The sequence below is a fragment of the Gemmobacter caeruleus genome, from assembly GCF_008271655.1.
GTDB classification, from domain to species: Bacteria; Pseudomonadota; Alphaproteobacteria; order Rhodobacterales; family Rhodobacteraceae; genus Gemmobacter; species Gemmobacter caeruleus.
Genome location: NZ_VKKX01000033.1, coordinates 160,049 through 173,574 on the forward strand (window position 1 = coordinate 160,049; position 13,526 = coordinate 173,574).

General features: G+C 65.5%; 12 protein-coding genes. 7 read left to right on the plus strand and 5 right to left on the minus strand.

The genetic code is table 11. The features are described from left to right. Positions 1-2 precede the first annotated feature (2 nt). From FOA17_RS11480 to FOA17_RS19755, 7 genes are all read left to right on the plus strand, one after another. On the plus strand, positions 3-1,406 hold the full coding sequence (locus tag FOA17_RS11480) for a phenylacetate--CoA ligase family protein (RefSeq protein ID WP_149141633.1): 1,404 nt from the start codon (positions 3-5) through the stop codon (positions 1,404-1,406). A 2-nt stretch (positions 1,407-1,408) separates the two neighbouring features. Then, the gene (locus FOA17_RS11485) at positions 1,409-2,050 is read left to right on the plus strand and encodes a type 2 periplasmic-binding domain-containing protein (RefSeq protein ID WP_149141634.1); all 642 of its coding nucleotides are present in this window, start codon (positions 1,409-1,411) and stop codon (positions 2,048-2,050) included. Beyond that, the gene (locus tag FOA17_RS11490) at positions 2,047-3,279 is read left to right on the plus strand and encodes a metal-dependent hydrolase family protein (RefSeq protein WP_149141635.1); all 1,233 of its coding nucleotides are present in this window, start codon (positions 2,047-2,049) and stop codon (positions 3,277-3,279) included. Before FOA17_RS11485 ends, FOA17_RS11490 begins: the two co-directional genes overlap by 4 nt. Before the next feature lie 3 nt (positions 3,280-3,282). Beyond that, complete coding sequence (locus FOA17_RS11495; RefSeq protein WP_149141636.1) at positions 3,283-5,244, plus strand: chorismate-binding protein; 1,962 nt, start codon at positions 3,283-3,285, stop codon at positions 5,242-5,244. Continuing rightward, positions 5,226-5,912, plus strand: a complete 687-nt coding sequence (locus tag FOA17_RS11500) for a flavodoxin family protein (protein WP_162528243.1) — start codon at positions 5,226-5,228, stop codon at positions 5,910-5,912. The genes FOA17_RS11495 and FOA17_RS11500 overlap by 19 nt, the downstream gene beginning before the upstream one ends. Before the next feature lie 154 nt (positions 5,913-6,066). Next, positions 6,067-7,248: an HPP family protein gene (locus tag FOA17_RS11505; protein WP_149141638.1), complete on the plus strand. Its 1,182-nt coding sequence runs from the start codon at positions 6,067-6,069 to the stop codon at positions 7,246-7,248. Between the two features lie 204 nt (positions 7,249-7,452). Then, positions 7,453-7,590, plus strand: coding sequence for a hypothetical protein (locus FOA17_RS19755; RefSeq protein WP_162528244.1), 138 nt, complete (start codon positions 7,453-7,455; stop codon positions 7,588-7,590). 120 nt (positions 7,591-7,710) lie between these two features. Here the strand turns inward: FOA17_RS19755 and FOA17_RS11510 are convergent, their stop codons facing one another. The 5 genes from FOA17_RS11510 to FOA17_RS11530 form a co-directional block, all read right to left on the minus strand. After that, entirely contained in the window at positions 7,711-8,805 is a 1,095-nt protein-coding gene (locus FOA17_RS11510; protein WP_149141639.1) for a flagellar basal body P-ring protein FlgI, read from the minus strand. Then, complete coding sequence (locus FOA17_RS11515; RefSeq protein WP_162528245.1) at positions 8,802-9,803, minus strand: flagellin; 1,002 nt, start codon at positions 9,801-9,803, stop codon at positions 8,802-8,804. Before FOA17_RS11515 ends, FOA17_RS11510 begins: the two co-directional genes overlap by 4 nt. A gap of 1 nt (position 9,804) precedes the next feature. Beyond that, complete coding sequence (flgK, locus tag FOA17_RS11520; RefSeq protein ID WP_149141641.1) at positions 9,805-11,259, minus strand: flagellar hook-associated protein FlgK; 1,455 nt, start codon at positions 11,257-11,259, stop codon at positions 9,805-9,807. 9 nt (positions 11,260-11,268) lie between these two features. Beyond that, positions 11,269-12,579 (minus strand): flagellar hook protein FlgE, encoded by a 1,311-nt coding sequence (locus tag FOA17_RS11525; RefSeq protein ID WP_149141642.1) that lies wholly within the window; start codon positions 12,577-12,579, stop codon positions 11,269-11,271. Between the two features lie 81 nt (positions 12,580-12,660). Next, positions 12,661-13,467, minus strand: coding sequence for a flagellar motor protein MotB (locus FOA17_RS11530; protein ID WP_149141643.1), 807 nt, complete (start codon positions 13,465-13,467; stop codon positions 12,661-12,663). Positions 13,468-13,526: the final 59 nt, after the last annotated feature.

Below are 13,526 nucleotides of genomic sequence, written 5' to 3' on the forward strand. Positions count from 1 at the left end.
CCATGTGGATCCCCTCTGACGAAAGCCAGCTCAATTTCGTGACCGCCTATCTGGCCGTGAACCGCAAATATCAGGCCGGCACCCTGACCGAGGCGGAGCGCGCCACCTGGCGCGAAACGCAGTTCCGCAAGGTGCTGGACAAAACCCGCCAATCGCCGTTTTACCGCGACCATGTCGATCACGACGCCATCGGATCGCTGGCCGATCTGGACCGGATTCCGTTCACCACCAAGGATCACCTGCGCAGCCGCATGACCGACATGCTGAGCGGCCCGTTGCGCGATGCGTTGTTCTATTACGAGACCACCGGCACGACCGGCCCCGCCACGCCTTGCCCGCGCGACTATCGCGAGGTCATCGCCTCCAATTGCCAGATCACCGAGAACTGGCGCGCGGTCTTTGCCTCGGTCTTTGGCGAGGGCTATCGCCCGATCGTGGGGCTGATGGGCCCGACCGAGGTGCATTCCTTTGGCGATACGCTGGGCACGGTCTGCCAGAACCTGAACCTGTGCAATTTCAAGATCTGGCCCTATTCGCCGGTCATCGGCTTTCCCAAGGCGCTGCAATTGCTGCGCGACCACGGGATCGAGGTCATCGTCTGCACCCCCGGCGTTGCGATGAACCTCATCAAGGCGGCGGCGCATTACGGGTTCGACATGGAGCGCGATTTCGCGGTGAAGGCGGTGTTCCTGACCGGCGAGATGTCCACCCCCGGCCTGATGCAGAATATCGGCTCGATCTGGGGGGCGCAGGTGTTCAACTGCCTCTATGGCTCGCAAGAGGCGTTCATCATGGCCTCGGTGCGGCCCGACGGTCAGATGTATATCGCCGATCCCAACTACATCACCGAGGTGATCGACCCCGCCACCGATGAAAGCCTGGGCGAGACGGGCACCGGCGAATTGTGCGTGACCATGCTGATGGACGGGATCAAGCCGCTGCTGCGCTACCGCACCGGCGACATGGTGACGGTGCGTGCCACGGGCCGGCCAGGGCCAGAGCGGTTGCAGGTCGATGTGATCGGCCGCACCCGCGACCGGATCACCCTGAATGACCGGCTGTTTTCGGCCTATGAGATCGAAAGCGCGATCCTGGAACCCGTCACCCACTGCATCGCCTATCAGATCATCATCGACTATGCCGGGGGCGCCGATCATCTGGAGATCCCGGTGGAATTCAGCAAGGCCGCGCGCGACGTGCCGGCCCTGTGCCGGGCCATCGAACAAAGCTGCGCCGAGGTGCTGGGCTGCAAGGCCCGCGTGATCGTGGTGTCGGAGATCGACCAGGTGGTGACGACCGCGGCCTTCGTGTCGTGGAAGGCTGCGCGGATCATCGACCGTCGCCAGGCCGAACCCGATGCGGAATCGCTGGTTTCGCATCGCATGGCCAAGCGTCGGGGGTATTGATCATGGCCGCGCACCGTCTGGGAAAGGATGCGTTCCGCGCCTTCTTTGCGGCGCAGGACCATGTGCGCATCGGCTCGCTCGGGCCGGGCGGCACCTCGTCGGATACGGTGCTGCGCGATCTGCTGCACCCGATCCCGGCAGACCGCTGGCGTATCGTGCTGAAACCCAGTTTCGACGCGGTGTATGACGATCTGCTGGCGGGCGAGATTGATTATGCCCTGGTGCCAAGCGCCTATACCAATTCGACCCGGTTCTACTGGTCTTCCGAATTCCGGCTGGAAGGCGCCTTTGTCGAGCCGACACCGGCCTATCACCTGGCCCTGCCGGACCGGATCGAACATCCGCTGACCATCGCGGCCTGCGATGCGGTGCGCCACATGATCCATGCCCATTTCGCCGATCACCTGCCCGACGATCTGCAAATCCTGCGGGCCGAATCCACCGTGCAATCGGCGGAAATCGTGGCGCAGGGCCGGGCGGATGCCTGTGTCACCAACGAACCCGGCCGCGCGCAATACGGGCTGGCGGCGCGCGCCAGCCTGCCCGGCGTCGACATGATCTGGTCGGTTTTCAGCCTGCGCGCCACGGCCTCTCCTCCTCTGGCGGCACCGCTCGCCCCTTGCCCAACCCAGGTAGCCTCATGACCCATACGACCATCATCACCAATGTCGCCCTGTTTGACGGCACCGGCGCCGCGCCGGTCGCGGACCGCAATCTCGTGGTGCAGGGCGACCGCATTCTGGAAATCACCGAGGGCGCCGCGATGGCGCCCGGGCGGGGCCGCGATGAAACCGTGATCGACGGGCGCGGCAAGACCGTGATCCCCGGTCTGGTCTTTGCCCATACGCATCTGGGCTATCACAATGTCCTTGGCGCGCGGGAGGTGCTGTTCAAATACCCGTTGACCGAACTGGCCTTCGTCGCGGCACTGAACGCGCAACGCGCCCTGCGGCTGGGCTACACGACCATGGTGGGCGCAGGGTCGATCTGCAATCTTGACACCTATCTGAACAATGCCATCCGGGCCGGGCTGTTTGCCGGGCCGCAGATACTGCCTTGCAGCCGCGATCTGATGGTGGCCGGGCCCGAGGGGCGGCGCGACCCGTCCAAGGTCAAGCATATCCCGCGCGACTACATGCCGATCCTTACCGAACTGGCCGAATTCGTCGCCGCCGTGGACAAGGAAATCGACGATGGCGCGCAGATCATCAAGACCTTTGCCACGGGTGACGACCAGTTCCCCAATGCCAAATCCGACGAGCCGCTTTACACGCTGGACGAGCTGAAATGCGTGGTCGAGGTGGCGGGCCGCCGCGGCGTGCTGGTCCGCAGCCATGCGCGCGGGCGCGAAGGCATCGAAAAGGCCATCGCGGCCGGTGTCGATATCGTCGATCACGCGACCTATTCCGATCAGTCCTGCCTCGACGGTCTGCTGGCCAAGGGGCAAACGGTGGTGCCCAGCTATTTTCAGCCCAAGATGTTTCTGGAAAAGGGGGCCGCTTTCGGCGCCGATCCCGACCGCACCGAATTTGCCGCCGAGGTGGCCAATACCCGCGCCTTCCTGCCCGTGGCGCATGAGATGGGCATCAATATCGCGCTTGGCGACGATTTCGGCTTTGCCTGGACCCCGCATGGCACCTATCACGACGAGCTGGAGGCGTTCCAGCACGAGCTGGGCTTTGACGGGGCCACGGTGCTGAAATGGGCGACGCTGGGCGGGGCGCGGATGATCCGGCAGGATCACCGCATCGGCACGCTGGCCCCCGGCAAACAGGCGGATCTCGTGCTGGTCGAGGGCGATCCCGTGGCGGATGTCCGGGCGCTCAAATCCGGGATACGCGGTGTCATGCTGGCCGGGCAGATGCAGGGCTGAGCGATGATGCAGGCCTTTCAGGTTCACCGCGCGCAGGGGCGGCTGGGGCGCGATATCCGCGACATCATCCGCAGCGGCGGGCTTTCGCGGCCTTGCCTGCTGGAAACCCGCCTGTTTGACGAGGAGGAGGGTGGCAAGGACATCTTCTTTTGCGATCCCCCCCTGCTGATTGAGGGGCGCGGCCGGCATCTGCGGGTATCGGCGCTGAACGCGCGGGGCCAGGCGCTTTTGCCGCTGTTCCATCCGCCGTCGCCAGATATGGGCGCACTGGCCTATCTCGACCATCTTTGCGCGCAATTCCGCGGCACGGTCTTTGCGGAATTCGGCCTGACCGGCGCGCTGCCGCATGATTTTGCCGAGGCCGAGCCGGGCGAAGGGGCGAATTTCTGCCTCTATTTCGCCGATGCGGTGTTTCTGCTCGACAGCGGGTCGGACCGCTATCAGTTCCGGGCCATCGGGGCAGAAGCTGCACTGGCCGGGTTGGCCTGCCTGCCGGCGCAGCTTGCGGCGCGGCCGGCGCGGCCCGATGGGCCACCGCTGCGCTTTGGACCGCTGGAGGGGCCGCCGCAGGATCGTGTCATCGCGATGCTGCGGGCCGGTCTGGGGCTGATCGACAGCGGCGCGTTGCACCAGCTGACTCTGTCACGCCGCTACAGCCTGACCTATGCGGGCAATCCGTTCGAACTTTATGGCCATTACGCCGCCGCGAACCCGACCAGCCACAATTACTATCTGGATTTCGGCCGCTTCGGGTTCTTCGGCGCCTCGATCGCCACCCAGTTGAAGCAGAATGCCGGGCGGCTTTCGACGATTGCCATCGGCGGCACCACGCGGCGCCATGCCCAAGACCCGTCGCGTCAGGCCGAAGGGTTGGCCCGGCTGCTGACCTCGGGCAAGGAACGGGATGAGCTGGATATGCTGGTGGATCTGGCGCGCAACGATCTGACTGCGCTGTCCGGGCAGCCGGCGCTTGTCTCGAATTACCGCCATTTCAGCTATCACAGCCGGGTCGTGCATACCTACGCCCGCATCACCGCCCCCGCGCCGCCCGATCTGCCGATCTTTGCCGCGCTCGCGCGGACCATGCCCGCCGGCACTGTCAGCGGCTATCCCCGCGCCACCGCCTGTCGCGCCATTGCCCGGCTGGAACCGGAACATCGCGGTTTCTATGGCGGTGCCATCGGCCATGCCGGCTTTTCGGGCGAGTTCGACATGTCGGTGGGCATTCGCGGCGTGACCTTCGACGCGCAGCGCATGAGCTTTCAGGTCGGCTCGACCCTGGTGGCGCGCTGCGACCCGGTCGAGGAATATCACGAGGCCGAACAGAAGGCGGCGGGGTTTCTGGATACCCTGCGCCGATTGCGCCCGGTGAATGCCGCCCCTGCGCCGGTCCGACCCGCGCTGCCACGGTTGCGCATCGACGATCCGCAGGACCGGGCCGGGGCGCTATATGCGGCGGCGCGCGGGCCGGATGCCCGCGGGCCTGACCTGCGGCTGGTGCTGTCCTGGCCCGCCGAGATGTCAGACGGCGATATCGCCGCGCAATCCGGGCCGTTTCTTGCCGTGGGCGATGCGGCATGGGAGCTCGTGGCGGCGCGGCCCGATCTCGGGCTGCGCCGTGTGCCGGTCGAGGGGCGGTTCGACTGGCGCGACGGGCACGCGCAGGCCGCCTTCCTGCCGTCTTACCGCCATTGCCTGCTGGCCGCGCCCGAGGGCGGCAACACCCGCGAAATCGGCGAAACCTCGGTCGAGGGCGGCATCCTGTTCCGGCTGGAGGGCGACCGCTTTCTGTGCCTGATCGACCCGCTTTCCACCGCCATGGTGATCAGCGGCCAATCCGAGAACGCCCTTGCGGCCATACTGGGCGCGGTGGCGCGCCTCTTGCAGCCCGAACCACCCTTGTCCTCCCCCGTGCAGCCCGACCTCATGCAGAAGGAATTCGTGCCATGTCCGGCAAACCTGTGACTGTCCATATTGTCAGCGGCTCGGAGCGGGCCGGAGGCAATTCCGATCTGGCCGTCGATCTGATCCGCGCCGAGATCGCGGCCGAGGGCGGGCAATCCGGCGTGACCTATCTGCGCGATCTCGACATGCATCCGTGCAGCGCCTGCGGCAATTGCAACATGCGCAGTGAACCCTGCGCCGGGCAGGATGACATGCCGGCGCTGATCGACCGGCTGGTTCAGGCCGATGCGCTGGTCTATGTCGCGCCGGTGCATGGCTATGGCCTGGCGCATCTGATGCAGATCTTCATCGAACGCGCCGGGGTCGGCTATCTGCGGTTTGAACGCCCGCTGATCAACAAGGTGGGCTGTGCCGTGGTGGTGGCGCGGCGCTATGCGCATACAGAGGTGTATAACCAGCTGCTGAACAACATGCTGCTGAACCGGATGCTGGTGGCGGGGGGCGGTTTTCCGACCACGCTGATCGGTGGCGCGCCGGGTGAAATTCTGAACGATACCGAAGGCTTGGCCAATCTGCGCACCAATATCCAGCGCATGCTGGGGCTTGCGCGGCTGCTGGCAGAGACGCCGGCCGAACTGACCGGGCGGCGGCTGGGTCTGGGCAGCGTCAATGAACGTCTGGCCTTCGCGCAGCGCGAGGCCGAGCGCGGCGCCGTCCTCGGACATTGAATTTCACTCACGTCGCCTTCAGCGCCGCGACCGGGCTTGCGGTAGAACCCGGGCCTGCGTCACCTTCGCGGGGCGACGAGCAGATCGGGAAGGCGGACATGACCGCCCCTTCCTGTCGCTGTTGCAATCGGCCGGTTGATCTTTGCGCAAAGCGATGAAAATCTATGCAGCACGCGCGGAGGGGACGCAATTGCACAGGTTGAAGTCGCTTGGCCCCGCTGTGGCCCGTGTCCCGCCCGCCGAGGCCCTGCGCTCCGGGCTTGGTGTCCTGATCGGCCTTTCGGTAACCGGGCTGTTCCTGCTGTCGCCGCAGATCGACACCCGGCTGGGGCTTTATCTGGTGCCGCCCTTCGGGGCGACCTCGCTGCTGCTTTTTGCGGTGCCGAACAGCCCGCTCGCGCAGCCCTGGTCGGCGATTGTCGGCAATACGCTGTCGGCGCTGGTGGGGGTTGGGGTCTGCCTTGCGATCCCCGATCCGGCCTTGCGGATCGCCCTGGCCGTGGGTCTGGCGACCGCCGCGATGATCCTGTTTCGGGCAGTGCATCCGCCGGCGGGGGCGGTCGCGATGACGGCGGCCATGTCGCCCGATGCCATCGCGCATCTCGGATTCTGGTTCGCCCTGACGCCGATCGCACTCGGGACCACCGCGCTGGTGCTGATCGCGATCCCTTACGCGCGGCTGACCGGGCGGCGCTATCCGTTCCGCCAGTTCGAGGGCCCGAGCAAGCATGGCACCGAAGACCGCAACCCTGTCGAACGGCTCGGGCTTTCCGAGGCAGAGCTGACGGGGATCCTTGAACGCTACCGGCAATCCTTCAACCTTGGCGTGGAGGATCTGGCCCGGCTGATCGGGGCCGCGGAATTGCAGGCGGCCGCGCATTCCTCCGGCCCGCTGACCGCGCAGGATATCATGTCGCGCAATCTGGTGACGGTGCGCCCCGACACGAGGCTGGGCGACATTGCGGACATGTTCCGCGAACACCGCTTCACCTCGCTGCCCGTGGTGGATGACGAGGCAAGGTTTCTGGGGGTGATCTTTCAGATCCACTTGATCAGCCGGGCACGGGACGATGCGCAAAGGCAGAACCGGCGCTTTGTCGCGGCGCTCGGGCGTTTGCTGGATCGCGGGCGGGAAAGGCCGGTGACGGCCGGCGACATCATGCGCGTCGCCGTCCCCCGCGCCACGACCGCCACGCCGATCGGTGCCCTGCTGCACCTGATGGCGGACGGCGATACCGATGCCGTGCCGGTGCTGGAATATGGCAGGATCGTCGGCATCGTCACCCAGACCGACCTGATCGCCGCCCTCGCCCGAAGCGCCGCACGCGGCATCTGAACCCGATCGGCCGACAGGGTATCAGCTTGCGGATGTCTGCTGACGATCAACCTGCGCACCGGCTCTTTTGTGCAAATCGTCTCAGGGCCAAAGTCGTCTCTTTCCCCAGACGGTTTTTCCGCTGGATGCGGAACACACAAATACCCTACCGCTGGGGCCCACAGATGCGGCGCCTACCGCCGGGAAACAGCACTGGCGCATCTTGTGGCCGATCTCGCGCGTTCTGTTCCGGCGCAACGGCTGCGCGGTCTTGGCCCGGTTGATGCGGAACCTGTCGTGGCGTTTCACCTCGGCAATGGTATGGCACCGTTTCTTCTGGATATTACGCTGATCCATATCTGACCTGGAAACATGGCCCCCCGCAGGGAATGTGCGGAGAAAAGCGTCATACGCTCGGCCTCGGGCAGTTCGGGGCCTGTGCAAACCCCGGGCATGCAGGCCATGATCAGCCGGCCGAGATGCTTACTGGACAACGAACTCCGCATGCAGCGCACCGGCCGCGTTGATGCTTTTCAGGATGTCGATCATGTCATGCGGCGCGACGCCAAGCGCGTTCAGCCCCGAAACGACATCGGCGAGGGTCGCGGTCTCCGGCACCATGGCCAGGCCGGTGCCCGGCGCCTTCTGGATGCCGGCGGCGCTGCGCGGCACCACCACCGTCTCTCCCTCGCTGAACGGATTGGGCTGGACGACCATCGGCGCCTCCTCGACCGTCAGGGTCAGGTTGCCCTGGGCCACGGCAACGCGGCTGATCCGCACATCCGCCCCCATGACGATGGTGCCGGAGCGCTGATCGACCACGACCCGCGCGCGGGTTTCGGGCTCGACAAGCAGGTTTTCCAACCGCCCGATCGCATGCGCGGGCGAGGTCATCCGCGTGCGTTGCAGGTCGAGCGAGACAGTTCCCGCATCGGTCATCAGCGCCACGGCACGACCGAATTCGCGATTGATCGCATCCTCGATGCGCGCGGCCGTGGTGAAATCGGGCTGGCGCAGCGCTAGACGCAGCGAGGTGACGGAGGTGAAATCGAATTCCACCTCGCGTTCAATCCGCGCGCCCGAGGGGATGACCCCCGCCGTCGGCACGCCCTGAACCACGCGCGCGGCCTCGCCTTCGGCCGAGATGCCGCCGGCAATGATCGTCCCCTGCGCCACGGCATAGATTTCGCCATCGGCGCCATTCAGCGGTGTCATCACCAGGGTGCCGCCCAGCAGGCTTTTCGCGTCACCGATTGCGGAGACGGTGACGTCAATGCGCCCGCCCGAACGCCCGAAGGCCGGCAGGCTGGCGGTGACCAGAACCGCCGCGACGTTCTTGGGGCGGATCTGCTCACCCGAGACGTTGACGCCAAGCCGCTCCAGCAGATTGGCCATGATTTCCTCGGTGAAAGGCGCATTGCGCAGCCCGTCGCCGGTGCCGTTCAGCCCGACCACCAGTCCGTAGCCGACCAGATCATTGCCGCGCACACCATCGAATTCCACCAGATCCTTGATACGGATCGGTGCCGCCGTGGCGGGCAGAGCGAAGAACAGAAGGACAAGAAGAATGCGGATCATCTGAGGTAATTCGCCAGAGAGAGGGAGGAGAGTCGCGAAGTAACGGCATAGAGGGTCTCAAGCCGGGTCTGCGCCTCGGTCAGGCCGGTCGCGGCCGCATAGGGATCGACCTCGACCAGCTTGGCGCGCGCGATTTCCAGCGCGGTCTCCTCGGCCTCGTTGCGGGTCTGCGCGGCGGCAACGCGATTTTCGATCACCGCAAGGCCGGCCCGCATATCGGCCCGGGCTGTCTGGCTGCCCAGCAGCGCCGCACCGGCCACCGAGGCGAGGGCGATCTTGCCTTCGTCATTGAGGGCGGTCGCGTCACTGCCCGTCAATGCCGCCAGTGACAGCGCCTTGAGGCTGTCCACCACACCCGGCGACAGGGCGGTGATGCCAGTGGCCGCGGTGACGCCGCCGCCAATCCCGATCGGTGCGACCGCATCACCACCCTGATAAAGCGCGGCATAGCCCGCGGGATCGTCGAACCAGGCATTGACCGCGTCGCGCAGGTCGGCCGCGCTGGTGGCGCCTGCGGCAACAATTTCGATCGCGGAAAGCAAGGTCTCGGCATCCGGCAGCGGCGGGCGATCGGTCATCTTGCCGGCAAACAGGCTCTGACCGCCGATCTCCGTGTTCAGGAGGGCGATTGTTGCCTTGAACTTTTCGCGGGCCTCGCCACCATTCGCGCGGATCGAGGACAAATCCCGCGCACTGGAGGAAGAGAGCAACGGCGTCGCCAGATCGCTTGCAAATCCGTCGATGCTTTCGAGCGCGGCCTGTATCGTCGAACTGTTCAGCGCCAGTTGCGCGGTCGCGTGGCGATAGCCGTCGAACCGCGCCAAGGCGCCATTGAGCGCGTCGAGCGGTGCGAGATTGCCGCGCAGATGTGCCGCCGTGTCGGCGACAACGCCTGTCGTCATCTCCTGGCTGCGGGTCTGGACCTGGTATTTCACCAGATTCATGTGCTGCCGCCGGATCATGTTCTGGGCCAGATCGCCCAGTGAAAGCATGGTCATCTCAGATCTCCAGCAAATCATTCAGCATGTTGTCAACGACCTGGATGACCCGGGCATTGGCGGCGAAGGCCTTTTCGATCAGCAGCAATTTCTGCAATTCCTGGTCGCTATCGACCCCGCGCGCGAGCTCCTGCTCCTGCAAGGCCGAGGCGCGGGCCTGGGCGAAGCTGACCGCCTCTTCAGTGGTGACGCGCTGGCGCGACAAGACAGAGGCGACCTCGGTGGCGAAACCGGCAAAACTGCGCTGGCCGGCAGCCAGGGCGCCGCTGCTGGCGCTGCGGGTCGCGGTCAGCGCGTCACGCAGGCCGGTCAGGAATCCGGTCTCACCGCTCGGCCCCGGCAGGGTCGCGCCCAAACCATCCCGCAGGCGCCAATAGGCACCGCCCTGCGCCGGATCGACGGTGGCCGAGATCTGCAATCGCGCCGCGAGACCCACATCATCGGCCGCGGTGAAGGCGGCCCCCAGATCGGTGAACAGGCCCGGCGCCCCCATGGGCAGGGTCGGATCCAGCCCGCCCTCCTGAAACCGCTCCACGAGATCGCGGGCCAATCCGTCAAGCCCGGCCTGCACCTCGGGCGCGAGACTGTCGCGCAGCGCGAAATTCGCCGCGAGCGACCCGCCCGCGATCAGGCTGCCATCGCCGGTGGAGATCGCCCTTCCGTTCAGCGTGAGCCCACTGAGCGGCCCACCTGCCAGCGTCATTTCCGGCGTGATCGCGCGCGTGGGCGTGAAGCCGAAGACCGAAGCCCGCCCGTCAATCAGCGGTGCGCCGTTCTGAGCATAGAGGGCGACCACCCCATCGTCGCGCGGGATCTGCCGCAGAGGCACGATGCTGGCGATCTGGTCGATCTGACGCTGCCGCAGATCCTCCAGCGAGGTCGTGTCGCGTCCTGCGGCCTGGGTGGCACGGATCTTGCCGTTCAGGTCCTCGACCTGCTGCAAGGCGCTGTTGAGCTGATCCACCTCGCCTGCGATGGTGGCATCTGCCTCGGTGCGGGCGTCCTGCACGGCGTCTGACAGCTGATTGATCTTTTCCACCAGGCGCGACGCCGCTGTAAAGACATCGCCCAGCTGGCTTTCGGATTCCGGCCGTCCGGCGGCGGCGATCAGGGCGGTGTCGAAATCGGCAATCAGTGCCGAGAGGCTGCCGCTATCGGAAGAAAGACCAAAGCCCTGTTCGATCCGCGCCAGAAAAGTCGCACGGGTGTCCTGATCGGCCAGCGCGGCCTCGGACCCGCGCCGCTCATTCAGCAGATAGGTGCTGACATCGCGCGAGACGCTGTCGATGGTGACGCCCGCCCCCTGCCCACCCAGCACGACCGAGGACACCTGCGCCTCACGCCGCACATAGCCGGGCGTCGCCGCATTGGCGATGTTGGTGGAGACGAGATCGGCCAGCCTGCTGGAGACCGAAAGCCCGGTCAGCGCCGAGCCGATGGCGGATGTGAGGCTCATCTTCTGTCCTTAGCGCTTGATGTTGGTGGTTTCCTGAAGCATCTCGTCCACGGTCTGAATGACCTTGGCATTGGACGAATAGGCCCGCTGGGTCTGGATCAGGCTGGTGAGTTCGGCCGCCATGTCGGTGGTGGACCCCTCACGCGCGAAACCCTCGACCGTGCCGGTGGGGCCGTCGCCCGCATTCCACAGGTAGAACGAGCCGGAATTGGTGGAGATCTGATAGGTCTGGTTATCGCCCGCCTTCAACCCGTTGATATTCGGCACATCCACCAGCGGGATTTGATAGAGCGTGCGGGTAAAGCCGGTATCGTAGGTGGCCTTGAGCATGCCGTTTTCATCCACCGTGACCTCGGTCAGGTTGCCCACGGGCGAGCCGTCCTTGGAAATCGAGGTCGGGGCAAAGGTATCGGACAACTGGGTAATGCCGGTCGAATCGCCCAGCTTGCCGATGGTCAGCGTCAGCGGCCCGCCATCGAGCGCAAGCTGCACCGTGCCGGAGGCCGCGTCATAGGCACCGCCCGACACCGCATTCACCGAGGCGAGGGTGCCGCCATTGGTGCGGCTGTCGTCGAAGGTCAGCACATATTCGCCCACCACGGCGCCGCCCTGGGCGGAATCGCGGATCTCCAGCGTCCATTCATTCGACCCCGCCGTTGTGCCAACGGTCGGCGTGAAGGTGACATCCAGCGTCTCGGAAGTGCCGAGATTGCCGAAATATTCGACCGAGAGCGGGATCGCATCACCGCTGGCGCCTGGCACCGTGGCGGTGGCGGGCAGGTTCACCCCCAGCTTCATCTGCGTCGTCGGATCGCCGGCCTGCTGGTTGGCGTTGATGACGATCGGCACAAGACCATTCGTCGTATCGCGCGCCATGGTGGGGATCGAGCCATCGGCATTGGCGGGCCAGCCCAGCAGGACAAGGCCCGACTTCGTGGTCAGGATGCCATTCTCGTCAGGCCGGAAGGCGCCGGTCGTGGTCATCATCAACCCGCCCTCGCCAACGCCGGTGCCATTCACGCTGGCCGCGTTCATCACCGGCAGCATCCCGCGCCCTGACACCGCAAGGTCCAGCGCGTTCGACGTGCCGACCAGCGCACCGCGTTCGTCGATCAGGCGCACCGATTGCGACCGCACGCCGCCCGCAGTATAAGCCCCCGCCCCCGCCGTGCTGGACAGCACGATGGATTCAAACTCGGTCGAGGCCCGCTTGTATCCGTAGGTCGCGGAATTGGAGATATTGTCCGAAATCGTGGCCAGGCGCGAAGCATTCGCATTCAGCCCGGCCACGCTGGCATTGAGAGCGGAAGAAATCGTCATGGGGCGCCTTTCTGAGCTTCGATTCCCGATCAAAGCCGACCCTGCGCCCTCCGTCTTAATTTCTGCCTAATGCCTCAAATTCTACCGATCCCGGCGCAGCAGGATCACCTCGATCCGGTTGTTGCGGATCGCCTGCGGATCGGCAGTGACCGGCACGCGATCGGCATGCCCGGTGACCCGCCGCAACCGGGACGGCGCCAGACCATCGGCCTGAAGCAGGGCGCGCATCGCCTCGGCCCGCGCGGCAGAAAGCGACCAGACCGGATTGTCGATCAGCGTCACGGGATAGGATCGCACATGGCCATTGATCGCGACACCATTGGTCGCAAGATCCATCACCTCGACCAGTGCCTTGGCGATTTCCCCGAGCGCGGGGGACGGGGTCGCACTGTCGCCCACGAACAGGCGCGCATCATCCAGATCGTAGATCTCGATCACCAGCCCCTCATCCGTCACCTTGCTGGTGACATGGCGCAGGGCGCGTTTCATCGTCATGCTTTCGCCGCCAAAGGCGGTGAGCAGGCGGTCCACCTCGGACTTGATTTCACGCAGGCGCGGCTCGCTCAGTTCGTTGCCCGGGGGATGACCCTTCAGCTCGACCTGACCCGAGGAATTGGCCACCGTCGCCGTCATCACGGAATCGCCGCCCAGCACATCGGCACCGCCACCGGATGCCGCGAGCGTCACTGTCGGATTGAAATAATCCGCCACCCCCTTGCGTTGCTTTTCGGTCGTCGCGCCCAGCAGCCACATCAGCAGGAAGAACGCCATCATGGCGGTCACGAAATCGGCATAGGCAACCTTCCACGCCCCACCGTGGTGCCCGTCACCGCCCGTGACTTTCTTCCGTTTGATGATGACGGGCGCGGCAGAATTCTTGCCGGCCATCACACACCCCTTTCTTCACCCGAAATCAGGTGTAGCAGCGGGCGGTGAACAGGGCCTTA

Excerpts from the sequence above, each read along its gene's own strand:
- FOA17_RS11480 (WP_149141633.1), top strand. The coding sequence starts at position 3 with ATGTGGATCCCCTCTGACGAAAGCCAGCTCAATTTCGTGACCGCCTAT.
- FOA17_RS11485 (WP_149141634.1), top strand. The coding sequence starts at position 1,409 with ATGGCCGCGCACCGTCTGGGAAAGGATGCGTTCCGCGCCTTCTTTGCG.
- FOA17_RS11490 (WP_149141635.1), top strand. The coding sequence starts at position 2,047 with ATGACCCATACGACCATCATCACCAATGTCGCCCTGTTTGACGGCACC.
- FOA17_RS11495 (WP_149141636.1), top strand. The coding sequence starts at position 3,283 with ATGATGCAGGCCTTTCAGGTTCACCGCGCGCAGGGGCGGCTGGGGCGC.
- FOA17_RS11500 (WP_162528243.1), top strand. The coding sequence starts at position 5,226 with ATGTCCGGCAAACCTGTGACTGTCCATATTGTCAGCGGCTCGGAGCGG.
- FOA17_RS11505 (WP_149141638.1), top strand. The coding sequence starts at position 6,067 with ATGAAAATCTATGCAGCACGCGCGGAGGGGACGCAATTGCACAGGTTG.
- FOA17_RS11510 (WP_149141639.1), bottom strand. The coding sequence starts at position 8,805 with ATGATCCGCATTCTTCTTGTCCTTCTGTTCTTCGCTCTGCCCGCCACG.
- FOA17_RS11515 (WP_162528245.1), bottom strand. The coding sequence starts at position 9,803 with ATGACCATGCTTTCACTGGGCGATCTGGCCCAGAACATGATCCGGCGG.
- flgK (WP_149141641.1), bottom strand. The coding sequence starts at position 11,259 with ATGAGCCTCACATCCGCCATCGGCTCGGCGCTGACCGGGCTTTCGGTC.
- FOA17_RS11525 (WP_149141642.1), bottom strand. The coding sequence starts at position 12,579 with ATGACGATTTCTTCCGCTCTCAATGCCAGCGTGGCCGGGCTGAATGCG.
- FOA17_RS11530 (WP_149141643.1), bottom strand. The coding sequence starts at position 13,467 with ATGGCCGGCAAGAATTCTGCCGCGCCCGTCATCATCAAACGGAAGAAA.